Genomic DNA, 21,695 nt, shown 5'->3' with positions numbered 1-21,695 from the left:
GTTACTCTCCTAAATGAGCCAGTAGTGAATCAAGGCGTACTTTGAGCTCAGCGACTTCACTTTCCAGCGCCTCAACGCGCGCCTGCAAATCGTCATTCGGCGGCGACACCGCCTCGACCACGGTGATGAGCGAATCCATGTCATCACAAAACAGGTGCATATAGCGGCTTTCGCGTTTACCCGGTTCGCGCGGAAGGCGCGCGACGTAAGGACCGTCTTCACGACTGGCCAAATTGTCGAGCGTGCTTTCCACCTCGGCCATGTCGCGGAATTCATACATCCGCTGCGCGCGGCTACGCAGCTCGCCTGGCGTTTGCGCACCGCGCAGCAGCAGCGTCGTGACAATGGCGACTTCCGCCGCCGTTAATTTGAGATCGCCAAATTCCGAATTGCAGAAGCGCTGTTCATATTTGGTCACCCGGTTGCCAAAACCGCTTACCGTACGCAGGTAGTGGCGTTTGACCAGCTCATCCAGCAAATCCTGGACGTCGCTTTCCGCCAGCGACATTACCGGCTCACGGTTGGTTTTCTGGTTACAGGCGGTAACCACAGCATTCACTGATAGCGGATATTGTTCCGGCGTGGTCACCTGCTTCTCCAGCAGGCAACCAATGATGCGCGCTTCATGCGCGGTTAGCTGATATTTCATGTTTTCTCCTTAGCGCCCTGGTGTCCAGTCAGTGGCCGTTAACGCCGTCAATACGTGATCTCGCCATTGCCCATCAATGAGGAGGTAGTCCTTTGCATAACCCTCTTTTTCGAACCCGAGCCGGGCGAGCAGATCGCCGCTGCGTTTGTTATGCGGCATATAATTGGCCATGATACGGTGAATATGCTGCGTACGTTGCATATAGCGAATCGCCGCGGTCAGCGCTTCAAACATCAGCCCCTGCCCTTGCCACTTTTCACCAATGGAATAGCCGAGATAACAGGCATGAAATGAACCACGCACCACGTTTGAGAAATTCGCTACGCCAATAATCTCTTTCTCATCAGGATCGAGTAGCGCGAAATAAAAAGCCGAACCCTGTTTATGAAACTCCGTAATCATCGATAATCGCGCCTGCCAGCCGGAGGGATAACAGTGGCTTTCATCGCGCACCGGCTCCCAGGGTTTCAGGAACCCCTTGTTTTCCGCGTAGTAATCGGCCAGACGCCAGGCGTCACGATCGTGAACCAGCCGCACCACCAGCCGGTCCGTCGTCAAACGCACCTTGGGTACGTTACTGCGATAGCCAAACATTCCTCACTCCTGTTCCCTGCCCCAAACTAATATCTTTCACTATACCTTCCCTGAGTGAAGGTGGGAAAACAGCAACATACCATTTTCTGCACCATCTCCATTTTTCGATGAATAGGCTCAATCGATCTTGCTTTTTGATAAAAAAATATTGTCGCCAGTATGCTGGGAAAATAACCGCCGCCCCCGCAGAATATCTAAGCTTATCTTTCTTTTTCCCTGGAGGGGAAATGTCCCGCATATCGCAGGCAAGGAGCCTGGGTAAATATTTCCTGTTAGTCGATAACATGCTGGTTGTTCTCGGCTTTTTTGTCGTTTTTCCACTGATATCGATCCGTTTTGTCGACCAAATGGGTTGGGCGGCGCTGATGGTCGGTATTGCCCTCGGTCTACGTCAGCTGGTGCAACAAGGTTTAGGCATCTTCGGTGGGGCGATTGCCGATCGTTTCGGCGCCAAACCGATGATCGTCACCGGCATGCTGATGCGCGCCGGTGGTTTCGCGGCGATGGCCGTCGCCCATGAGCCCTGGGTGCTCTGGCTCTCATGCATTTTGTCCGGTCTCGGCGGCACCCTGTTCGACCCGCCGCGAGCGGCGCTGGTGGTCAAACTGGTGCGCCCGCATCAACGTGGTCGTTTCTTCTCTATCCTGATGATGCAGGATAGCGCCGGCGCGGTCATCGGCGCCCTGCTCGGCAGTTGGCTATTACAGTACGATTTCCGTCTGGTGTGCAGCGCAGGGGCAGCGCTCTTTATTGCCTGTGCCGCATTTAACGCCTGGTATCTGCCAGCATGGAAACTCTCGACGGTCAAAACACCAATCCGCGAAGGACTGGGGCTGGTGTTACGTGATAAGCGCTTTGTCACTTACGTGTTGACCCTGACCGGTTACTACATGCTGGCCGTGCAGGTGATGCTCATGCTGCCGATTATGGTTAACGATATTGCGGGCTCTCCGGCGGCGGTGAAATGGATGTATGCCATCGAGGCGACAATCTCCCTGACGCTGCTGTATCCCATCGCCCGCTGGAGCGAGAAACGTTTTCGTCTTGAGCATCGTCTGATGGCGGGTTTGCTGGTGATGACGGCGGCGATGCTGCCGATTGGCTTAACCAGCACGCTACAGCAGCTGTTTACCTTAATCTGTATTTTCTATATCGGCTCGATCATTGCCGAACCTGCGCGCGAAACGCTGGGCGCTTCACTGGCTGATGCCCGCGCTCGCGGCAGCTATATGGGTTTCAGCCGCCTTGGTCTGGCATTTGGCGGCGCGCTGGGGTATGCCGGCGGCGGCTGGCTGTTTGATGCAGGTAAAGTGCTTAATCAACCTGAACTACCGTGGCTGATGCTGGGCATTATCGGCTTTGCAACTTTCATTGCGCTATGGTGGCAGTTTAGCCAGAAACGGTCGGCTTCCGGCATGCTGGAACCGCGCACCTGACAATCAGCCAAAGTGGTAATCCTTTTTTTCAGCATTTTCCGCTAGTACAAGCGGGGCTAGCAGACCATGCTGCTTTGTGTCAGGATTAGCTATGGCATGACGTTAAGGAACCCAATGAAAAAGATGTTGATCGCGGCCGCGCTGATTGTCAGCGGCCTTCTGAGCGGATGTAACCAGCTTACGCAATACTCCGTTAGCGAGCAGGAGATTAACCAGGCGCTGCAGAAACGTAACCACTTCGCTAAAGATATCGGCCTGCCTGGCGTAGCGGATGCGCACATTGAGCTGCAAAACCTGACCAGCGCCATCGGTCGTGAAGAGCCGAATAAAGTGGCGCTGAGCGGAACCGCTAATCTGGATCTGAATTCGCTGTTTGGCAATCAGAAAGCGACCATCGACCTGAAGCTCAAAGCGCTGCCGGTGTTCAATAAAGAACAAGGCGCAATTTATCTGCGTGAAATGGAAGTCGTCGATGCGAAAGTTAAGCCGGAAAAGCTCACCTCCGTGGTACAGACGCTGATCCCTTATCTGAATCAGTCGCTGCGCAGCTATTTCAATCAGCAACCAGCCTACGTTCTGCGTGAAGATGCCAGCACCGGTGAAGCCTTAGCGAAGAAATACGCTAAAGGCATTGAAGTGAAACCGGGCGAGATCATCATCCCCTTCACTGATTAAACAATAAGGGCGCTGAATATGGCGCCCTTAATTTTTTACGGAAATGAGTGCAAAGGAAAACGTTTACGCTTATCCTTAGTGCCCGGCAAAAAACAGCCCTGATGACTGAACCAATTAGCCGGAGCCTTCCATGACAGCACAACCCCAGGTATTGAAAATCCGCCGCCCTGACGACTGGCATATCCATCTACGCGATGATGATATGTTGCAAACCGTCGTGCCTTACACCAGTGAGTTTTATGGCCGGGCGATCGTGATGCCGAATCTGGTACCGCCGGTAACGACCGTCGCTGCTGCCATTGCTTACCGCCAGCGCATCATCGATGCGATTCCCGCCGGGCATGATTTCACTCCGCTGATGACCTGCTACCTGACCGACACGCTCGATCCGGACGAACTGGAGCGCGGATTCCGTGAAGGCGTATTTACCGCAGCCAAACTCTACCCGGCAAACGCCACCACCAACTCCAGTCACGGCGTGACCAGCACCGATGCCATTATGCCGGTGCTGGAACGGATGGAAAAACTGGGCATGCCGCTACTGGTACACGGCGAAGTTACCCATGCTGATATCGATATCTTCGATCGCGAAGCGCGCTTTATTGAGACGGTGATGGAACCGCTGCGCAAACGGCTGCAGGGGTTAAAAGTGGTCTTCGAACATATCACCACCAAAGATGCCGCTGAATACGTGCGCGACGGCAACGAACTGCTGGCCGCCACCATCACGCCGCAGCATCTGATGTTTAACCGCAACCATATGCTCGTTGGCGGTATTCGCCCGCATCTATATTGCCTGCCGATCCTCAAGCGCAATATCCACCAGCAGGCGCTGCGTGAACTGGTCGCCAGCGGGTTCAGTCGCGCGTTCCTCGGCACCGACTCCGCTCCGCATGCACGCCACCGTAAAGAGGCCAGTTGCGGCTGTGCGGGCTGTTTCAATGCCCCGACCGCGCTTGGTAGTTACGCCACCGTCTTTGAAGAGATGAATGCGCTGGAACATTTTGAGGCTTTCTGCTCGTTGAATGGCCCGCGTTTCTACGGCCTGCCGGTGAATGAAAGCTACGTTGAACTGGTACGCGAAGAGAGTACCGTCGCCGAAAGCATCACCCTTCCTGGTGATACGCTGATACCGTTCCTGGCCGGCGAAACCGTGCGCTGGACGATGAAAAAATAAAGTTTTTTGCCCCCTGTTGTAAATGTGCAAGCGTTACTGTATAAATAACCAGTATATTACCCAGGGGGCCATTATGCGCATAGAAGTGTCAATTGCCAAAACCACAGCCTTACCCAACGGCGCGCTGGAAGCGCTGAATAACGAACTCGCTAAACGTATCGCTCACTATTACCCTGAACGTGAAAACCAGGTCACTGTACGTTATGCCGCCGGCAATAATTTATCTGTCATCGGTGGCCTGAAAGAAGACAAAGACCGGATTAGCGAAATCCTGCAGGAAACCTGGGAAAGCGCCGACGACTGGTTTATCCACGACTAAGCCTCCGGGTCTGCTTACGCAAAATCAATTTGCTCCCTCATTGTGCTTTTTTTTGCCGGGTCGCCCCGGCTTTTTTATCTCCGCTTATAACTAAGACTTTCCTTAATATCCTGATAAATTCCTTAAAAAATAATGAGACCCAGGACGAAACTCGCTCAAAAAACCGCCAATCAGCGCAAAATTTGCCGCTATTTATTTATTTTCTCGAGTTTGTACTTAACTGCTGATATAATTAACCTGCTTCAGAAAACAAGCATTAAACCTCGAGAATTGTTGTCTTTTAACATGTGAATAAGGGGTTATGATGGAAAAGAATAATGAAGTCATCCAGACCCATCCCCTCGTCGGATGGGACATCAGCACCGTTGATAGCTACGATGCGCTGATGTTGCGCCTGCACTACCAAAACCCCACCCAAGAAAGCGATAAAGAAGCAGAAATTGGCCAGACGCTATGGCTAACGACGGACGTCGCACGTCAGTTTATTTCTATTCTGGAAGCAGGAATAGCGAAGATAGAATCTGGCGATTACCAGGCAAATGAGTATCGCAGACATTAGCATCACCGATGATGTCTAAATATTCACTGAACAGGCACCTGCGGGTGCCTGAATTATTTTTCGCGCTTGTACATCCGGCAGATGTTAATTACCCTGCTAATAAAACAATAACCCGGAACTCACCATGCAATACGACCTCATCATTATCGGTAGCGGCTCCGTTGGTGCTGCCGCTGGCTATTACGCCCGCCGCGCCGGTCTGAATGTCCTGATGACCGATGCCCACAAACCGCCGCATCAGGAAGGCAGCCACCATGGCAACACGCGACTGATTCGTCACGCTTATGGCGAGGGCGAAAAATACGTACCGTTGGTGCTACGTGCCCAGCAGCTATGGGACGAATTCGCGCAAGACAGCGGCGAGACCGTATTCGAAAAAACCGGCGTCATTAACCTGGGCCCGGCCAGCTCCGATTTTCTCAATAACGTGGCCCACAGCGCGCGTCAGTTTAAGCTTAACGTAGAGGAACTGGACGCTGAAGCTGTCATGAAGCGTTGGCCGGAGATTCGTATCCCACAAGATTATCGGGCAATTTTTGAGCCGGCTTCCGGCGTGTTACGCAGCGAACTGGCGGTTGAAACCTGGATCCGGCTGGCGCGTGAGGCGGGTTGTGCCCAGCTCTTCAACTGTCCGGTGACCGCGATCCATCATCATGCCGATGGCGTGACCATCGATACCGCTGACGGCAGTTACAATGGCAAAAAACTGCTGATCAGCGCCGGAACCTGGGTGACGAAATTATTGCCGGAACTGCCCATTCAACCGGTACGTAAAGTCTTCGCCTGGTTCCAGGCCGATGGTCGCTATAGCACGAAAAATAACTTCCCTGCTTTCACCGGCGAACTACCGAATGGCGATCAGTATTATGGCTTCCCGGCGGAAGACAACGAATTGAAGATCGGCAAACACAATGGCGGCCAGCTGATTTCCGAACCGGGCGAGCGGAAACCGTTTGGCGCTGTCGCCAGCGATGGGTCGGAGTCATTCAACTTCCTGCGCAACGTGCTGCCCGGAATTGGCGGCTGCCTGCACGGCGCCTCCTGTACGTACGATAATACGGTAGATGAAGATTTCATCATTGATACGCTTCCCGGTCACGACAACACATTACTCATTACCGGTTTAAGCGGTCACGGTTTCAAATTTGCCCCGGTACTTGGCGAAATTGCGACGCAATTTGCGCAAGGTGAAACGACGGAGTTTGATTTGACTCCCTTCTCGCTGGCGCGATTTTCACAATAATAGCCAGCCATAAAACGAAACGGCCTCAATGGAGGCCGTTTATTGATTGAGAACGTTTATGCGTCGCCTGTATCACTGGTTAGTCAACAATGTGCGCGAGCACTTTATGATTTATCTCGCGCTGTGGCTGCTGCTAGCAGTAATCGACCTCATCTGGTTATGGTTTTACTGACGGGTCGGGATCCGGGATACCTAATTTGGTATTAAGACGACCACGGGATTTATTAAAAATCTTATTGCCATTCTCTCGCCCCGCCCGCAGTTTGCGCTGCTCCTCTTCCGGCAGTTTATGCTCTTCCATACAGGCTTCGCTGCAGCAACCGGCAAATTTCTCGGCACAAGCCGGGCACTGAATAAACAGCAAATGGCAGCCGTCGTTCAGGCAATTGGTGTGGCTGTCGCACGGTGCGCCGCATTGATGGCAGTGGGCAATCACATCATCAGAAATACGCTCGCCCATTCTTTCGTCAAAGACAAAGTTCTTACCGATAAAGCGTACCGGCAATCCCTGTTCACGGGCGCGGCGCGCATACTCGATAATCCCGCCTTCGATGTGCCATACCTTATTGAAACCGCTATGCTTCATCCAGGCGCTGGCTTTCTCACAGCGAATACCGCCGGTACAGTACATGACAATCTTCTTGTCTTTGTACTCCTGCATCATCTCAACCGCTTTCGGCAATTGATCTCGGAAGGTATCCGCCGGAATTTCCATCGCGTTCTCAAAATGACCGACTTCGTACTCATAATGGTTACGCATATCGATGAATACCGCGTCCGGATCGTCCAGCATCGCGTTCACTTCCGCTGCTTTCAGATACTCGCCCACATTAGAGGGATCAAAGGTCGGGTCATCAATACCGTCGGCCACAATGCGGTCGCGGACCTTGAGGCGCAGGACCCAAAAGGATTTACCGTCATCATCCAGCGCGATGTTCAGACGTAACCCCTTTAGCGCCGGATCGAAGCTATCGAGAAATTCACGCAGCGCTGCGACCTTGCTTTCCGGCACGCTGATCTGCGCATTGATACCTTCATGGGCCAGATAGATGCGGCCAAAGACGTTCAGCTTAGTCAACGCCAGCCACAGAGCGTCGCGGGTCGCTTTCGGGTCAACGATAGTGAAATATTTATAGAACGAGATCGTCGTGCGCGGCTCGGTCTCAGCCAGCATTTGCGCCTTTAACGTCTCATTTGAAATGCGGTTGTGTAACACTGGCATGGTGTACCTGCTCGACATAGGAAATGAGTAAAATAAACGGCGGGCATCATATAGCAAACACCGTTAATTTACATCCCTACATTTTACGCTACATTTCATCCACGCGGTTTTCAGCCGTTAACAATCGGCTTCAGCCGGAGACTGCTTTTGGCGGTAGCGGAAAAAAATGCGATAATAGAACGCGTTGTTTAATCAGACAGGTATGAAATGACCCATTTACCGAAATTTTCCGCCGCGCTGCTCCACCCGCGCTACTGGCTGCTTTGGCTGGGCATAGGCCTGTTGTGGTTAGTTGTCCAACTCCCTTATCCGGTTATCTACCGTCTCGGTAATGCCATTGGTCGTCTGGCGATGCGTTTTATGAAACGCCGCGCAAAAATCGCTTATCGTAATCTTGAGCTCTGCTTTCCTGAGAAGAGCGAGCAGGAGCGTCATCAACTGGTAGTTCAAAACTTCGAGTCCGTCGGCATGGGCCTGATGGAAACCGGGATGGCATGGTTCTGGCCAACCCGACGCATTGCGCGCTGGACAGACACCATCGGCTTTGAACATGTCCGCGACGTGCAGGCACAAAACCGCGGCATCCTGCTGATTGGCATTCATTTCCTGACGCTGGAAATGGGTGCGCGCATGTTCGGCATGAACCAACCCGGTATCGGCGTCTATCGCCCGAACGACAATCCGGTTATCGACTGGCTGCAGACCTGGGGCCGCCTGCGTTCCAACAAAGATATGATTGACCGTAAAGATCTCAAAGGCATGATCCGCGCGCTGAAAAAAGGCGAAGTGGTCTGGTATGCCCCGGACCATGACTACGGCCCGACCGCCAGCGTCTTCGCCCCCCTGTTCGCCGTCGAGCAGGCCGCCACCACTTCCGGGACCTGGATGCTGGCGAAAATGTCCAAAGCGTGCATTGTGCCATTCGTCCCGCGGCGCAAACCGAATGGCAAAGGCTATGAGCTCATCATGCTGCCGCCGGAATGCGATCCGCCTCTGGAAAACGCAGAAACCACCGCCGCGTGGATGAACAAAATCGTCGAACAGTGCATTTTGATGGCGCCAGAGCAATATATGTGGCTGCATCGCCGCTTTAAAACCCGTCCGGAAGGCGTGCCTTCGCGCTACTGATTGACTCACTATCCGGGCGGTTCTCTGCCCGGATAAATTCTACCGCCAGTCCTCTTAAATACTCCTTTAGCTTTAAAAGCTATGCTCCATTGCGACAACCATTTCTCAGGCGCATAATTAGCAGGCTCATATTTTCCTTTATTTTGACCCGCGCCGCGGGCCAGTGAGACCTTATGTCGTCTGCTGATACACCTATTAACTGGAAACGAAATCTTACCGTCACCTGGCTTGGCTGCTTTTTAACCGGCGCCGCCTTTAGCCTCGTGATGCCTTTTTTGCCGCTCTACGTCGAACAGTTGGGCGTCACCGGCCATAGCGCGCTAAATATGTGGTCAGGGCTGGTCTTTAGCATAACCTTCCTCTTTTCCGCCGTTGCCTCGCCGTTCTGGGGCGGATTAGCCGACCGTAAAGGGCGTAAGATTATGCTGCTACGTTCGGCGCTGGGGATGGCTATCGTCATGATGCTGATGGGCATGGCGCAGAACATTTGGCAATTCCTGATCCTACGCGCGCTGCTGGGTTTACTGGGCGGGTTTATTCCCAATGCCAATGCGCTGATCGCCACCCAGATCCCCCGTCAGAAAAGCGGCTGGGCGCTAGGAACGCTTTCAACCGGCGCGGTAAGCGGCGCCCTGCTCGGCCCGCTGGCTGGCGGTTTCCTTGCCGACCACTGGGGGTTGCGCACCGTCTTCTTTATGACCGCCACGGTGCTGTTTATCTGCTTCCTGTTCACCCTGTTTTTAATCCGCGAAAACTTTGTTCCGGTGAACAAAAAAGAGATGCTCAATGCCAGGGACGTTTTCGGTTCGCTTAAGAATCCTAAACTGGTGCTGAGCTTGTTCGTCACCTCATTGATTATCCAGGTCGCTACCGGCTCCATTGCGCCGATCCTGACGCTCTACGTGCGCGACCTGGCAGGTAACGTCAGTAATATCGCCTTTATTAGCGGCATGATTGCTTCCGTACCCGGCATTGCCGCCCTATTGAGCGCGCCACGTTTAGGCAAGCTCGGCGATCGCATTGGGCCGGAAAAGATCCTGATAGTTGCTCTGGTTATCTCCGTGCTATTACTGATCCCGATGTCATTCGTTCAGACGCCGCTGCAGCTAGGCATTCTGCGCTTTTTGCTTGGCGCCGCCGACGGCGCGCTGTTACCCGCCGTACAAACCCTGCTGGTGTACAACTCCACCAGCCAGATTTCGGGACGTATCTTCAGCTATAACCAGTCGTTTCGCGATATCGGCAACGTCACCGGCCCGTTAATCGGCGCCTCGGTCTCGGCCAACTACGGCTTCCGCGCCGTGTTCCTCGTCACCGCCTGTGTCGTCCTGTTTAACGCTTTTTACTCGACCATCAGTCTGCGCCGCCCACGGCACGACGCTTCAGCGGATGACGGGGGCTCGGGTAAACGTTCGGTAAATTAAGCGCTTCAGCGCTTCTCTGCCTTGACGCCAGACTAACCGCCTTCTATAGATTGAAACGTGTTCCTTTTTCATTCTTCTTAGGGGGTTAGCTATGTCAACGGAATCAGTTTTCTACGCCACGCTCGAAGAGGCCATCGACGCCGCCCGGGAAGAGTTTTTGGCCGATAATCCCGACAGCGATGAAGAAACTGCCAACATCGAACAGTTCAATATGCAGAAGTATATTCTCCAGGATGGCGATATCGCCTGGCGGGCTGAATTCTTCGCCAGCGAAGATGAAGAAGGCGAGTGCCTGGCCATGCTCAGTGGCGAAGCGGCACAGAGCGTATTTGACGGCGATTATGACGAAATCGAGCTACGCCAGGAATGGGTGGAAGAAAATACGCTACACGAATGGGATGAAGGCGAGTTTCAGCTGGAGCCTTCCCTGGATACCGAAGAGGGGCAGACCGCAGCCGATGAGTGGGACGAGCGTTAATTACTCATAGGGGCCGTGGCTGGCGTCTAGCGGTAGCAACAGCGTATCAAATACCAGCGAGAATGGCAGATCGAGAATGGTCAGATAGCGCCAGGCTGAATCGCGAACATCCCACTGTACGCCGGGGTAATATTGGTTGCCATGGCCCTGCCCCGGTACCGTACGGCTAATAATGCTGCCGCAGCCGCTGAGTACCAGCGTCATGGCGATAAGCACAAATATTCTCATTCACTTCCTCTCAGGCAAAAAAATACCGGCACAATTGCCGGTATTTTCCTTAACGTACGGCTTACTTCGTTTTCAACGCCAGCGGGTTCAGCGTGAGCTGCTGATACGCCCCCACCCAGGAGGAGTATTTCTCCGGGGCGTTCCACACGCGATAGTGCAGACGCGACATCGTTACCGGATCGCTTAACAGCACCAGCCGACGATCGCGGTTGAGTTTATCAGGCGTTTCATTCAGCGCCTGCTCAACGTGGCGTTCACGGGCGATATCCAGAATACGGCCGTGGCGGTGACGCGCCGTTGCCATTGCCGTCGCCAGAGCGTTGAACGATGGGTTAAACACCGCGTGCATAAAGCCATCGCCCAGCGAACGCTGACGGTTCAAAGTCAGGTAAGCATCGGTATCTTTCAGTACCTGCGGCGGCGAATACTCTTCCGGGATCAGGAACAATTTCCAACGTTTAGTGCGCAGACCTACCGTCGCGCGGCTGGAAATCGCCGAGACAAACGGAGAGAGGATCAGCGACACGACGATAGGCGCCAGCCAGAACAGGAAACGCAGATCCAGCCACGCCATGCCAACCGCCCATACCAGCCCCAGCAGCAGCTGCGAACCGTGACGCATAAAGGCCTCGCCCCACGGCGTTGAGTCATCATCGCGCTGCGGTGAGTTCCACACTACCTCCCAACCGAGGAACGCGCTGACCACGAACACGGTATGGAACAGCATGCGCACCGGCGCCAGCAGCACCGAGAACAGTACCTCCAGCAACAGGGAGAGCGTCACGCGGAAGAAGCCGCCGTACTCTTTCGGCCCCTTGCACCACACCAGAATGATACTCAGCAGTTTTGGCAGGAACAGCAGTACCATGGTCGAAGCAAACAGCGCGATAGCCAGTTCCGGACGCCACTGTGGCCATACCGGGAACAGCTGACGCGGCTGCAGGAAGTATTGCGGCTCGGTCAGGGCGTGCACTACCTGTAACGCCGTCGACAGCGCGAGGAACATAAACCACAGCGGCGCCGACAGATAGGACATGACGCCGGTCAGGAACACCGCACGGTGTACCGGGTGCATCCCTTTCACCAGAAACAGGCGGAAGTTCATCAGGTTACCCTGACACCAGCGGCGGTCACGCTTCAGTTCATCCAGCAGGTTCGGCGGCAGCTCTTCATAGGAGCCAGGCAAATCGTAGGCGATCCAAACTCCCCACCCCGCACGGCGCATCAGCGCAGCTTCCACGAAGTCGTGCGAAAGAATCGAGCCGGCAAAGTTACCTTCGCCCGGCAGCGGCGCCAGCGCGCAGTGTTCGATGAACGGCTTCACGCGGATAATGGCGTTGTGACCCCAGTAGTGCGATTCACCTAACTGCCAGAAGTGCAGCCCGGCGGTAAACAGCGGGCCGTACACGCGGGTGGCGAACTGCTGGCAGCGCGCATAAAGGGTATCCATACCGGAAGCGCGCGGCGAAGACTGGATGATCCCGGCATTCGGATTCGCTTCCATCAGGCGCACCAGCCCGCTCAGGCACTCGCCGGTCATTACTGAGTCAGCGTCGAGCACCACCATGTAGCTATACTGGCTACCCCAGCGACGGCAGAAATCATCGATGTTGCCGCTTTTACGCTTCACACGACGACGACGGCGACGATAGAAGATCTGGCCTTCACCCTGCACTTCGGCAATCAATTCCATCCACGCTTTTTGCTCGGCAACGCAAATATCCGGGTCGTAGCTGTCGCTGAGCACGTAAACGTCAAAATGCGCAGCGTTACCTGTCGCTTTCACCGATTCCCAGGTGGCGCGCAGACCGGCAAACACGCGATCAACATCTTCGTTACAGATAGGCATGATAAGCGCAGTCCGGTGTTCCGGGTTCAGCGGCTCGTCGCCTACGGTGGATGCCGAAATACTGTACTTATCACGCCCGATCAGCAATTGCAGGAAGCCCATCAGCGCGGTCCAGAAACCGGCCGAGACCCAGCAGAAAAGTACCGCAAAGAGGATCAGGATGCCGGTCTGCAACACGTAAGGGAGTAGCTGCATGAAGGAAACCCACAGATCCTGGCCAACCATATCGGATGGATTGATCAGCGCCCAGCCCTGATAAGGGAGGATGGTCTTCATATACCAGGTGGCCACTACCGTTTGCGCCAGCGTCAGCAGCAGCAAAATGTAGCGACGAATGGTGCCGACGGTACGCCATTTCTGCTCGCTTTCACGCTCTTCTTGCGTGAGGCGAGAGAGATAGCGCGGAGTCACGTCACGGCCACGCAGGCGATCCCAGAAGCGGCCTACCGGGTTGGTGCGCCACGGGTCGGGGATCATCGAGGAACGTTTCGCTTTCGGCATCGCATGAAGCTGCGTGCGCCCTTCATCATCTTTCACCAGCTGATCGCCGGCCAGAGAGTCCGGCCAGCTATGCTCCAGCCGCGCTTTAACCGATCCTAACGGGGAATCTTCATCGCGCGGAAAATGATGATGCTCTGCGTCAAGCGCTTCATGTACGGCTTGCAGGCTCGCATCAGGTAATGCGGCCTTTTCAGCATCCGACAGCGGCAATGCGTCGATATAATTCGTTATCTTATTCATTGGCAGGCAGCTGATAGCTCCAGGTTTCGCTCAGCGTCTGATCGCCATTGACCAGCGCCGCACGCATTTCCGTGGTTTTCTTCGGATCTTTCACTTTCACGCGCAGGGTCATACGCCAACCTTTGATAACCGGGTTATAGCGCACGGAGTTTTCCACGATTTCGGCATTATCGCCGATGCTCGCCTGCGCCGTTACCGGCGTGTCCGCCGCCATTTTTTTCATGTCAGCGCCGGTGAAATCAACGATGAAAGCGATAGTGCCATCTGGCTGGCGAATGAGGTTAGACTGCTTCACATCACCGGTTGAGCGGCGAGTCTGCACCACATAAGCGCTATCTGGCGCATGCAGTTTGTCTTCATCGCGGCTGAAGGTAATAGAGTATTTGAAGTTCATCTCTTTGCCTGGTTCCGGCAGCTGATCCGGGGTCCAGTAGGTGACGATATTGTCGTTGGTTTCATCGTTGGTCGGGATTTCAACCAATTCGACTTTACCCTTACCCCAGTCGCCTTTCGGGGTGATCCACGCGCTCGGGCGCTGGTCGTAACGATCGTCGAGATCTTCAAAGCGGGAGAACTGGCGGCCACGCTGCAGCAGGCCAAACCCTTGCGGGTTCTCCATCGCATAACTGCTGACGGCCAGGTGTTTCGGGTTATTCAGCGGACGCCAGATCCACTCGCCGTTACCGGCAAGAATCGACAGACCGTTGGAGTCATGTAGTTCCGGACGATAGTTAGTCGTCGGCGACGGTTGGTTCGGCCCAAACAGGAACATACTGGTCAACGGTGCCACGCCGAGTTTACCGACTTTGTCACGCAGATAGACCTTCGACTGCACATCAACCACGGTGTCGCGCCCAGGCATAACCACAAAACGATAGGCGCCGGTCGCACGCGGGGAATCCAACAGCGCATAGATAGTTAAGCGCTTATCGGTCGCTTTCGGGCGCTCAATCCAGAACTCGCGGAAACGAGGAAACTCTTCGCCTGACGGCAGCGCGGTATCGATAGCCAGGCCGCGGGCGGAAAGCCCGTATACCTGACCCTGGCCAAGAACGCGGAAGTAGCTGGCTCCGAGCATGCTGACGATTTCGTCATTCTTGTCTTTGCTATTGATCGGATACAGTACTTTAAAACCGGCGAAACCAAGGTCTTTCACCGTGTCTTTATCGTGTTGCACATTGCCAAAATTAAAATAATCCGGGCTATATTTAATTTTACGTACGCTGGTGCTGGTCACTTCATTAATAGTAACCGGCGTGTCGAAATACATGCCCTGGTGGTAAAATTCCAGCTTGAACGGGGTTTTCAGGTTATTCCAGTACGCTTTGTCGTGATTGAACTGGATTTGCTGGTAATCCGCGTATTTCATATCGCGGAAGGCGGAGGGCAGGTTACTTTTCGGCGCTTCATAGCCTTTCCCGGCTAACGTTTTCGCCTGTTTTGCTACGTCATCAATGCTGAATGCCCATGCAGATGAAGTACACAGGGACAACATTACGGCTGCGCTTAACCAACGCATTTTCATCATCTGTGGTTTATGTTTCATAGTAAGTAAGCACTTCCCCCTTTGTGTGCTTAAATCGATCCGATCTATTTTAATGGAAACTCAGGCAATCCGACAACATAATCCCTGCATTGTTCAGCTTAGCGGACCAGGGAATAAACAGTTCTCTGTCCCATATTGCACTTTGCGTACTTATCCTGGAGACAGATACCCTGAGTTCATGTAGGGTTGCTGGGAATGTAACCGTTATCGCCGCGAGTGATAAGACGAATTGTCTGAGATTGTTGTGAATTTATGAATAAAACACCAGTAGAGCGTGAATATTTCTTCGACAGCATCCGCGCCTGGCTGATGCTGCTGGGGATACCCTTTCACATTTCGCTTATCTACTCCAGCCACAGCTGGCATGTGAATAGCCTGGAACCCTCCTGGGGGTTAACGCTGTTCAACGACTTTATCCATGCTTTCCGCATGCAGGTCTTCTTTGTTATTTCCGGCTACTTCTCTTACATGCTGTTTTTACGCTATCCCCTAAAGAAATGGTGGAAAGTACGCGTAGAGCGCGTTGGCATTCCGATGCTCACCGCGATTCCACTTCTGACTTTGCCGCAGTTCTTGATGCTGCAATACGTCAATGGTAAAGCGCAAAACTGGCACACGCTCTCCGGCTATGACAAATTCAACACCCTGGCATGGGAGCTTATCTCTCATCTGTGGTTCCTGCTGGTGCTGGTCGTGCTGACCACTCTCGGCGTGGTGCTGTTTAAGTGGCTGGCCAATCGAGGGAAAACGCAGACCGCCAGCTTTGGTGACACTGTCACATTTGGTCAATTATCGCTTATTTTCCTTGGACTTGGCGTGTTGTATGCGGTAATTCGTCGCACTATTTTTATCGTTTACCCGCCGATTCTCAGCAACGGACTGTTTAACTTCATCGTTATGCAGACCCTGTTCTATCTGCCGTTCTTTGTTCTCGGCGCTCAGACGTTCATCAACCCGCGGCTAAAAGCGATGTTCACCACCTCATCACCCTGGTGTTTTGTCGGCGCACTGCTGGGCTTTATCGCCTATCGTCTTAACCAGCAGTATGGTTCCGGCGATGGCTGGATGTATGAAACCGAATCGGTGATTACCATGGTGCTGGGGCTGTGGATGGTGAACGTGGTATTCTCGCTGGGCCACCGCCTGCTCAACTTCCAGTCCGCTCGGGTGACTTACTTCGTCAACGCCTCGCTGTTTATCTACCTGGTGCATCATCCCCTCACCCTGCTGTACGGGGCGTGGATTACGCCAATAATCAAATCGAATCTGTTAGGTTTTATCGCCGGGCTGGTGTTTGTGGTGGGTATTGCGCTGGTGCTGTACGAAATCCATCTACGTATTCCGCTGCTGCGCTTCCTGTTCTCAGGCAAACCGCAGCAAAAACCGGCGAAAGCGCCGGTATCGGTTAACTAAAATCCGCAACCGGCAGCGCGCCTGCGTGCTGCCGGTGCCGCGATTCATTCTGCCTGCAATAATCGCTGATAGATCTCCGCCGTTTCGTTATCAAAGCAGACGAAGCACACTCGTTCCAGTGGATTATATCGGGTGAGGAAAGCCTTCACCGTTTTCACCGCAATTTCCGCCGCCGCCTGTTTCGGATAGCCATATACGCCGGTGCTGATAGCCGGAAAAGCAATAGATCGATAATTATTGGCTGCCGCCAGCAACAAACTATTGCGATAGGCATCCGTCAGTAATTCGGCCTCTTGCTCGTCACCGCCGCGCCAGACGGGGCCGACAGCATGAATCACCGCGCTGGCCGGTAGATTACCGGCGCTGGTGATAACCGCATGCCCGGGCGGACATTCGCCCTGCTGCTGACGGACTATTTTGCAGGCTGCCAGTAGTTCCGGGCCCGCTGCGCGATGAATGGCGCCATCAACACCGCCGCCGCCCAGTAACGATGGGTTTGCCGCGTTGACAATAACATCTACCTGCAACGTCGTGATATCGCCGAGAACCACCTCAGGTTGAACAACCATTTCCCCCTCCTGTCGGCAAACGTCTTCATACTTAGCGTGGTGTCTACTATGGCATGATAGCCCCCCAGGCGGAAGCCTGAGGGGCAGTAATTAGCGATAATTCACTTCGAGGATAGCGCGGGTATGTTGCGGATCAATATACTTTAATTGTGCTGAACGGACGGCGTCATTGCTGTAATTCCCCGTCGTCAGCACCTGCGGCGAAAGCGCCCGTGTAGGCAGCTGCGGGCAGGCCATTTCAATCTTTTCGCCCACACTATTGGCTTCGCAGGACGGATCGACGACCTGCCCATAAATGGCGACAACGCCGTCGGTCGGCGCGGCGTGCACTGCTCCAGACAAGCACGACAACATCAGACATGGCATCGCTAAGGCGTGGATTTCTTTTATCACGGCAGTCTCCTCTGTTTAATAGCAAAGAAGCAACAGGCCATCCATGAGCGCACTGCGCCGCCAGAATACGGCAAGGCAATGATTGCGTTATGAAATACAAATACATTACTTTTTATTTTCTTTTTGCTAACAAAATCGATTCATCTTGATTTTGCTACAAAAAAGCGGCGTGAGAATGTCAGGTGAGAGGCGCGGCGAAAGCCCCCGCTGGATCTGCAGGGGCCTTGCTATTACCGATAACTCACTTCGAGAATAGCGTTGGTGTGCTGGGGATTGATAAAGGTGAACTGTGTAGATTTGATATTGGCATGTTGCAGATCCCCTCTGGCTACCTGCTGGGCAGAAAAAGTGACTGACTTCTGCTTAGCGCAAGCCATCGAGACCTGATCTTCTGAAGAGCGAATTTTACAAGGCGGTTCGACAACGCCGCCGTGGAAACGAATCACGCCGCTTGCGGCGTTAGAGGTAGTTGAAAAAGTCAATAAAGCGGGAAGGAAACAAACTGTAGCAAGTAGTACGCCAGTCATTTTTTTCACGGCAAAACCCCTCTGCGTAACGGTCAAAAAAACCTTACAAATCATCCATGAGCGCAGTTGAATACAAGCAACTACATACAAAATCAGTATATATATGAAGTACTCGTTGATACTTTTTTCTCTCCGTTTTTGCAAACGGTATCAAATTATTATGGTTTGTTTGCTCAAAATGTCTGCATTAAGAGGAAAAAACAATCGAAGAGGGGTTGATGCGAAAAGGCTTTCATGTAGTGAGTGACGGGAAGCTTACTCCCGTCGTCGAGGAAATGTGAAGAAAATCAGACGTTATCGTTAGCCAGAGACTTATTCTTTGCCGCTCGCGCCGCCAGCCACAGTCCGCTGTTTTTCATGGCATAGCCAAAGACCAATCCCAGCGCCAGTGATGGCACGACAATGCGCCAGTCGCCGCTCGCGGCAAAGGTCGCGCAGGCGCCGATAAAGGTTCCGGGAACAAAAGAGAGCAGCAGCTGACGCGCCTGAATACACATCAGGAAGGCGACTATTCCGGTCATCACATAGCTGAGGATTTCCAGCTGCGGCGCCAGCGCGCTACCGTAAATAATCACCAGCGCCCATATCACGCCGCTCATGACCGTGCAGGCGGAAATCAACAGCCCTTTCAGGCCGCCCTGTGGGCAAGCGAAATAGGCCGTACAGCCGAGGAAACCGGCCCAGCTCAGCAGGCCAAGTGAGACCGCCACCCATCCCCAAATACCGGAGAGAATGCCCGTCGTGAGTGCGATTGCGAAGAGTATGTTCATGCCGCGTATCATAGCAGATACGCGGCAACCAAATGCGATCCAGAACACACAATATGAATGCGTGAGTTTGCTGTTTCACACTAAAAGTGACTTACATCACAATTATTCGTCGTTTTCTTCCTGCAGCTCATCCCACATGGCGGATATAGCTTCACGCGTGAGTAGCGCCATGGTACGCCAGAATGCGGTTTGCGCATGCGCCTCGACTTTACCGAGGAAGGTGCCGCACCACGGTAAGAGGTAATCGGCAAACAACGTTTCCAACGTTTCGCTTTCGTCATCTGAGGCATGATCTTCAAGCCAGGATGCGGCCAGCAGTAGGGATCCAATATGATCGGTTGGCCCATCGCCAGTGGGAATACCGTGTTGAGTAAGAAAACCGCGGATTTCCGCTTCCGTGGCGCCTTCAACCCACGCGCTGCGATAAGGCGAGACCGCACATTCGTCACCAACGAACAGGGCGTTGTAATCAGCGGTTAACGGCTGGGTATCACAACTCTTCTGCAGACGCTCCAGTAATTCATCCTGTTCCAGCGGCCAACTGGCGGCCAGCTTGCCATCGCGAATCAGCGTGAACAGCGGCACCAACAGCGGGTCCTGCGGCTGACGATAGTACAGCGAGCCCAGCACGCGACAGAGGATTGAAAATTCATTCATACAATATGTTCCAGTGGTTCAAATTAAAGGTCTGCAAATTCCGCAATCGCCGGCATTCCGCGTGATTCGAGGAAATTCAGTAGTCGACGCGGACTGACGTTAAGGATCCGCTCTTCCGGGAAATTCACCGCGTCGAGGATTTTGCGACATTCGGTAAATTCGCCAAGCGTAAAGGCGGTATGGGAGTCCGAACCCAGCGCCACCCAACCACCCGCATCACGCACGGCGGCGGCGATTGCCCGGCAATTATCTTCACTACCGATACGCGATGAAAGGAAAGAGGAATTATTAATTTCCAGCGCCACATGATGCTTTGCCGCTGCTTCGGCTACTGCCGGAATATCGATCGGGAATTTCGGATTGCCTGGATGGCTAATCATGTGGACTGCGCCACTGGCAATCGCGGCAATCATCGCTTCAGTGTGGGTGGCTTTATCCTGAGGCGGGAATACCGGCTCATGAAAACCGGCAATAATCAGATCCAGCGAAGTCAGCATTGGTCCGGTACAGTCAATTTCACCCTGGGTATTTTTAATATTCGCTTCAATGCCGCGCAGGATGCCGACGCCATCTACCAGACGCGGCCAGATACGCATATTGACGAAATGCCAGTAGTGCGGGGCATCGGCCATATCCGGGCCGTGATCGGTGATGGCAAAAAGTTTAATGCCTTTACGTTTGGCCTCGGCAATATAGTCATGCAGGGTGCTATAGGCGTGGGTGCTGGCGACGGTATGCATGTGCAGGTCAACAGGATACATCACAATCTCCTCCTCTGTTTGTGGCAAGAATAGCAGGAATCAGGAGTCATGATCAGTAAAAACCCCGCCGTAGCGGGGTTATCGATTAGTAGCCGCGTTGGCGATCGACCTGCCCGCTGACCGTTTCACCACGCTCCAGGCGGCTAATGGTACTGGCAATATAAGCGATCGCTTCCTGTGGACGGGTAACGGCGGCAATATGCGGCGTCATGGCCACACGCGGATGCGCCCACAGCGGGCTCTCTTTCGGCAGCGGTTCGCGGCTAAAGACATCCAGCATCGCCCCTTTCACCTTACCGCTGTCAAGCGCGGCCAGTAAATCCGGCTCAACGATATGTACGCCGCGGGCGAGGTTCAGAACATAGCTGTTATCCGGAAGTTGAGAGAGTAAAGTTTCATTAATGATGCCGACGGTTTCAGCCGTATTTGGCAACAGGTTGATCAGCACGCGGGTTTGCCGTAAAAATGCGCCCAGTTCTTCCTGACCGGCAAAACTCTCAACTTGCGGCCAGGATTTGTGGCTACGGCTCCAGCAGCGCACTGGGAAACCCCAGCGCAACAGGCTTTCCGCGACTTTGCCGCCCAACACCCCTGCCCCCATAATGCCGATAGTAAAATCTTCGCGACGGTATTCCGGCAACGGCTGCCAGCGGGATTGCAGCTTCAGCGCCTGATAATCATCAAAGCGGCGGAACCAGTGCAGTACCTGGCTTACCGCATATTCCTGCATCTGCAGGCCCATACCGGTATCTTCGAGTCGGAACAGCGGGATCGAAAGCGGCAGCATTTCCGGATGCTCCCGCAGCTTGCTAAGAATAGAATCCACGCCTGCGCCGAGGGCAAAAACCGCCTTCAATTTGCGGCCTTGCAACATTTCTACCGGTGGATGCCAGACCAGCGCATAGTCGGCTGGTTGATTGTCGCCAGGTTTCCACTCACGAACGCGCGCTCCCGGCAGATGTTTTTCCAGCTCTGCGATCCAGTAGGGGGTATCGAACGTCGGGTGGTAAAAAATAATCTCCATAATGACTCCTGATTACTGACGCGTGAGTAGGTTGAGGTTTGCGTCGTGTTTTACTCTTTGTTTTGTATTGGTTTGCCAGCATAACAAATTTCGTATCGCTATCGAGGAATAAAGAGAATGGTGACAAAAAAAACGATTCCCGCGCGTTTAAGAAGCAAGTTGTTTGAAGTTTGGCTAAACGCATCTTTTTTTAAAAAAGTTGATTGACGGGAGATACGTATTTCCCTACATTAGCGCCCGTTCCCAGCAACAACGGGAAAGACAATATGGTGAGGTGTCCGAGTGGCTGAAGGAGCACGCCTGGAAAGTGTGT

At 53.5% G+C, this 21,695-nt stretch carries 24 protein-coding genes; 11 read left to right on the top strand and 13 right to left on the bottom strand.

Going from position 1 to position 21,695, the window contains the following annotated elements:
• Position 1 precedes the first annotated feature (1 nt).
• Both ABLU80_RS23985 and rimJ read right to left on the bottom strand, forming a co-directional pair.
• Positions 2–649: a YceH family protein gene (locus ABLU80_RS23985; RefSeq protein ID WP_015367202.1), complete on the bottom strand. Its 648-nt coding sequence runs from the start codon at positions 647–649 to the stop codon at positions 2–4.
• A gap of 9 nt (positions 650–658) precedes the next feature.
• The gene (gene rimJ / locus ABLU80_RS23980; protein ID WP_015367203.1) at positions 659–1,243 is read right to left on the bottom strand and encodes a ribosomal protein S5-alanine N-acetyltransferase; all 585 of its coding nucleotides are present in this window, start codon (positions 1,241–1,243) and stop codon (positions 659–661) included.
• A 227-nt stretch (positions 1,244–1,470) separates the two neighbouring features.
• Here rimJ and mdtH point away from each other — a divergent pair, with 227 nt between their 5' ends.
• The 7 genes from mdtH (at position 1,471) to ABLU80_RS23945 (ending at position 6,824) form a co-directional block, all read left to right on the top strand.
• Positions 1,471–2,679 carry a multidrug efflux MFS transporter MdtH gene (gene mdtH, locus ABLU80_RS23975; protein WP_348850543.1) on the top strand — a complete coding sequence of 403 codons (1,209 nt, stop codon included), beginning with the start codon at positions 1,471–1,473 and terminating at the stop codon, positions 2,677–2,679.
• Positions 2,680–2,793: 114 nt separating this feature from the next.
• Entirely contained in the window at positions 2,794–3,354 is a 561-nt protein-coding gene (locus ABLU80_RS23970; RefSeq protein WP_015367205.1) for a lipoprotein, read from the top strand.
• Positions 3,355–3,484: 130 nt separating this feature from the next.
• Complete coding sequence (gene pyrC, locus ABLU80_RS23965; protein ID WP_063446674.1) at positions 3,485–4,531, top strand: dihydroorotase; 1,047 nt, start codon at positions 3,485–3,487, stop codon at positions 4,529–4,531.
• Positions 4,532–4,604: 73 nt separating this feature from the next.
• On the top strand, positions 4,605–4,850 hold the full coding sequence (gene dinI / locus ABLU80_RS23960) for a DNA damage-inducible protein I (protein ID WP_015367207.1): 246 nt from the start codon (positions 4,605–4,607) through the stop codon (positions 4,848–4,850).
• A 304-nt stretch (positions 4,851–5,154) separates the two neighbouring features.
• Positions 5,155–5,409 (top strand): biofilm formation regulator BssS, encoded by a 255-nt coding sequence (gene bssS, locus ABLU80_RS23955; protein ID WP_015367208.1) that lies wholly within the window; start codon positions 5,155–5,157, stop codon positions 5,407–5,409.
• Positions 5,410–5,533: 124 nt separating this feature from the next.
• Complete coding sequence (gene solA, locus ABLU80_RS23950) at positions 5,534–6,652, top strand: N-methyl-L-tryptophan oxidase (protein ID WP_213796298.1); 1,119 nt, start codon at positions 5,534–5,536, stop codon at positions 6,650–6,652.
• Positions 6,653–6,710: 58 nt separating this feature from the next.
• Positions 6,711–6,824 (top strand): YceO family protein, encoded by a 114-nt coding sequence (locus ABLU80_RS23945; RefSeq protein ID WP_015367210.1) that lies wholly within the window; start codon positions 6,711–6,713, stop codon positions 6,822–6,824.
• Here the strand turns inward: ABLU80_RS23945 and ABLU80_RS23940 are convergent.
• Complete coding sequence (locus tag ABLU80_RS23940) at positions 6,810–7,874, bottom strand: rhodanese-related sulfurtransferase (RefSeq protein ID WP_047079616.1); 1,065 nt, start codon at positions 7,872–7,874, stop codon at positions 6,810–6,812. The genes ABLU80_RS23945 and ABLU80_RS23940 overlap by 15 nt on opposite strands.
• Before the next feature lie 207 nt (positions 7,875–8,081).
• Here ABLU80_RS23940 and ABLU80_RS23935 point away from each other — a divergent pair, with 207 nt between their 5' ends.
• The 3 genes from ABLU80_RS23935 (at position 8,082) to ABLU80_RS23925 (ending at position 10,904) form a co-directional block, all read left to right on the top strand.
• Complete coding sequence (locus tag ABLU80_RS23935; protein WP_015367212.1) at positions 8,082–9,002, top strand: Kdo(2)-lipid IV(A) acyltransferase; 921 nt, start codon at positions 8,082–8,084, stop codon at positions 9,000–9,002.
• Positions 9,003–9,175: 173 nt separating this feature from the next.
• Positions 9,176–10,426: a multidrug efflux MFS transporter MdtG gene (gene mdtG, locus ABLU80_RS23930; protein ID WP_015705027.1), complete on the top strand. Its 1,251-nt coding sequence runs from the start codon at positions 9,176–9,178 to the stop codon at positions 10,424–10,426.
• Between the two features lie 91 nt (positions 10,427–10,517).
• Positions 10,518–10,904 carry a MysB family protein gene (locus ABLU80_RS23925; protein WP_015705026.1) on the top strand — a complete coding sequence of 129 codons (387 nt, stop codon included), beginning with the start codon at positions 10,518–10,520 and terminating at the stop codon, positions 10,902–10,904.
• On the opposite strand, the gene ABLU80_RS23920 is transcribed toward ABLU80_RS23925, so the two are convergent.
• The 3 genes from ABLU80_RS23920 to mdoG all read right to left on the bottom strand — a co-directional run bounded on the left by ABLU80_RS23920 (position 10,905) and on the right by mdoG (position 15,268).
• The gene (locus ABLU80_RS23920) at positions 10,905–11,132 is read right to left on the bottom strand and encodes a YceK/YidQ family lipoprotein (protein ID WP_015367215.1); all 228 of its coding nucleotides are present in this window, start codon (positions 11,130–11,132) and stop codon (positions 10,905–10,907) included. It abuts the gene before it with no gap.
• Positions 11,133–11,193: 61 nt separating this feature from the next.
• The gene (gene mdoH, locus ABLU80_RS23915; protein ID WP_047045269.1) at positions 11,194–13,722 is read right to left on the bottom strand and encodes a glucans biosynthesis glucosyltransferase MdoH; all 2,529 of its coding nucleotides are present in this window, start codon (positions 13,720–13,722) and stop codon (positions 11,194–11,196) included.
• Positions 13,715–15,268 carry a glucans biosynthesis protein MdoG gene (gene mdoG, locus ABLU80_RS23910; protein ID WP_015367217.1) on the bottom strand — a complete coding sequence of 518 codons (1,554 nt, stop codon included), beginning with the start codon at positions 15,266–15,268 and terminating at the stop codon, positions 13,715–13,717. Before mdoG ends, mdoH begins: the two co-directional genes overlap by 8 nt.
• A gap of 252 nt (positions 15,269–15,520) precedes the next feature.
• Between mdoG and mdoC the strand changes: the two genes are divergently transcribed.
• The gene (mdoC, locus tag ABLU80_RS23905; RefSeq protein ID WP_015705023.1) at positions 15,521–16,681 is read left to right on the top strand and encodes a glucans biosynthesis protein MdoC; all 1,161 of its coding nucleotides are present in this window, start codon (positions 15,521–15,523) and stop codon (positions 16,679–16,681) included.
• Between the two features lie 44 nt (positions 16,682–16,725).
• On the opposite strand, the gene ymdB is transcribed toward mdoC, so the two are convergent.
• From ymdB to ghrA, 7 genes are all read right to left on the bottom strand, one after another.
• A complete protein-coding gene (ymdB, locus tag ABLU80_RS23900; protein ID WP_015367219.1) occupies positions 16,726–17,250 on the bottom strand; it encodes an O-acetyl-ADP-ribose deacetylase in 525 nt (174 codons plus the stop codon).
• A 90-nt stretch (positions 17,251–17,340) separates the two neighbouring features.
• Positions 17,341–17,643, bottom strand: coding sequence for a type 1 fimbrial protein (locus ABLU80_RS23895; protein ID WP_348850542.1), 303 nt, complete (start codon positions 17,641–17,643; stop codon positions 17,341–17,343).
• Positions 17,644–17,873: 230 nt separating this feature from the next.
• Positions 17,874–18,170, bottom strand: coding sequence for a fimbrial assembly protein (locus tag ABLU80_RS23890; RefSeq protein WP_223575861.1), 297 nt, complete (start codon positions 18,168–18,170; stop codon positions 17,874–17,876).
• A gap of 287 nt (positions 18,171–18,457) precedes the next feature.
• Positions 18,458–18,940, bottom strand: a complete 483-nt coding sequence (locus ABLU80_RS23885; protein ID WP_015705019.1) for a DUF1097 domain-containing protein — start codon at positions 18,938–18,940, stop codon at positions 18,458–18,460.
• A 102-nt stretch (positions 18,941–19,042) separates the two neighbouring features.
• Positions 19,043–19,597: a molecular chaperone gene (locus ABLU80_RS23880; RefSeq protein WP_063446671.1), complete on the bottom strand. Its 555-nt coding sequence runs from the start codon at positions 19,595–19,597 to the stop codon at positions 19,043–19,045.
• A 23-nt stretch (positions 19,598–19,620) separates the two neighbouring features.
• Positions 19,621–20,358 carry a phosphatase gene (locus tag ABLU80_RS23875; RefSeq protein ID WP_015367224.1) on the bottom strand — a complete coding sequence of 246 codons (738 nt, stop codon included), beginning with the start codon at positions 20,356–20,358 and terminating at the stop codon, positions 19,621–19,623.
• 85 nt (positions 20,359–20,443) lie between these two features.
• Positions 20,444–21,382, bottom strand: a complete 939-nt coding sequence (gene ghrA, locus ABLU80_RS23870) for a glyoxylate/hydroxypyruvate reductase GhrA (RefSeq protein ID WP_015705016.1) — start codon at positions 21,380–21,382, stop codon at positions 20,444–20,446.
• Positions 21,383–21,695: the final 313 nt, after the last annotated feature.

The organism is Klebsiella sp. CN_Kp104 (assembly GCF_040064515.1).
Lineage (GTDB): Bacteria > Pseudomonadota > Gammaproteobacteria > Enterobacterales > Enterobacteriaceae > Klebsiella > Klebsiella aerogenes.
This window is presented reverse-complemented; position numbering and strand designations above follow the sequence as displayed.

Bases quoted from the DNA above. Each gene is read 5' to 3' on its own strand.
- rimJ (WP_015367203.1), bottom strand. From the start codon at position 1,243: ATGTTTGGCTATCGCAGTAACGTACCCAAGGTGCGTTTGACGACGGAC.
- solA (WP_213796298.1), top strand. From the start codon at position 5,534: ATGCAATACGACCTCATCATTATCGGTAGCGGCTCCGTTGGTGCTGCC.
- bssS (WP_015367208.1), top strand. From the start codon at position 5,155: ATGGAAAAGAATAATGAAGTCATCCAGACCCATCCCCTCGTCGGATGG.
- ABLU80_RS23985 (WP_015367202.1), bottom strand. From the start codon at position 649: ATGAAATATCAGCTAACCGCGCATGAAGCGCGCATCATTGGTTGCCTG.
- ABLU80_RS23970 (WP_015367205.1), top strand. From the start codon at position 2,794: ATGAAAAAGATGTTGATCGCGGCCGCGCTGATTGTCAGCGGCCTTCTG.
- ghrA (WP_015705016.1), bottom strand. From the start codon at position 21,382: ATGGAGATTATTTTTTACCACCCGACGTTCGATACCCCCTACTGGATC.
- mdoH (WP_047045269.1), bottom strand. From the start codon at position 13,722: ATGAATAAGATAACGAATTATATCGACGCATTGCCGCTGTCGGATGCT.
- ABLU80_RS23875 (WP_015367224.1), bottom strand. From the start codon at position 20,358: ATGTATCCTGTTGACCTGCACATGCATACCGTCGCCAGCACCCACGCC.
- ABLU80_RS23925 (WP_015705026.1), top strand. From the start codon at position 10,518: ATGTCAACGGAATCAGTTTTCTACGCCACGCTCGAAGAGGCCATCGAC.
- ABLU80_RS23885 (WP_015705019.1), bottom strand. From the start codon at position 18,940: ATGAACATACTCTTCGCAATCGCACTCACGACGGGCATTCTCTCCGGT.
- mdtH (WP_348850543.1), top strand. From the start codon at position 1,471: ATGTCCCGCATATCGCAGGCAAGGAGCCTGGGTAAATATTTCCTGTTA.
- mdoC (WP_015705023.1), top strand. From the start codon at position 15,521: ATGAATAAAACACCAGTAGAGCGTGAATATTTCTTCGACAGCATCCGC.
- pyrC (WP_063446674.1), top strand. From the start codon at position 3,485: ATGACAGCACAACCCCAGGTATTGAAAATCCGCCGCCCTGACGACTGG.
- ymdB (WP_015367219.1), bottom strand. From the start codon at position 17,250: ATGGTTGTTCAACCTGAGGTGGTTCTCGGCGATATCACGACGTTGCAG.
- ABLU80_RS23880 (WP_063446671.1), bottom strand. From the start codon at position 19,597: ATGAATGAATTTTCAATCCTCTGTCGCGTGCTGGGCTCGCTGTACTAT.
- ABLU80_RS23945 (WP_015367210.1), top strand. From the start codon at position 6,711: ATGCGTCGCCTGTATCACTGGTTAGTCAACAATGTGCGCGAGCACTTT.
- ABLU80_RS23940 (WP_047079616.1), bottom strand. From the start codon at position 7,874: ATGCCAGTGTTACACAACCGCATTTCAAATGAGACGTTAAAGGCGCAA.
- ABLU80_RS23890 (WP_223575861.1), bottom strand. From the start codon at position 18,170: ATGACTGGCGTACTACTTGCTACAGTTTGTTTCCTTCCCGCTTTATTG.
- ABLU80_RS23935 (WP_015367212.1), top strand. From the start codon at position 8,082: ATGACCCATTTACCGAAATTTTCCGCCGCGCTGCTCCACCCGCGCTAC.
- dinI (WP_015367207.1), top strand. From the start codon at position 4,605: ATGCGCATAGAAGTGTCAATTGCCAAAACCACAGCCTTACCCAACGGC.
- mdoG (WP_015367217.1), bottom strand. From the start codon at position 15,268: ATGAAACATAAACCACAGATGATGAAAATGCGTTGGTTAAGCGCAGCC.
- ABLU80_RS23920 (WP_015367215.1), bottom strand. From the start codon at position 11,132: ATGAGAATATTTGTGCTTATCGCCATGACGCTGGTACTCAGCGGCTGC.
- mdtG (WP_015705027.1), top strand. From the start codon at position 9,176: ATGTCGTCTGCTGATACACCTATTAACTGGAAACGAAATCTTACCGTC.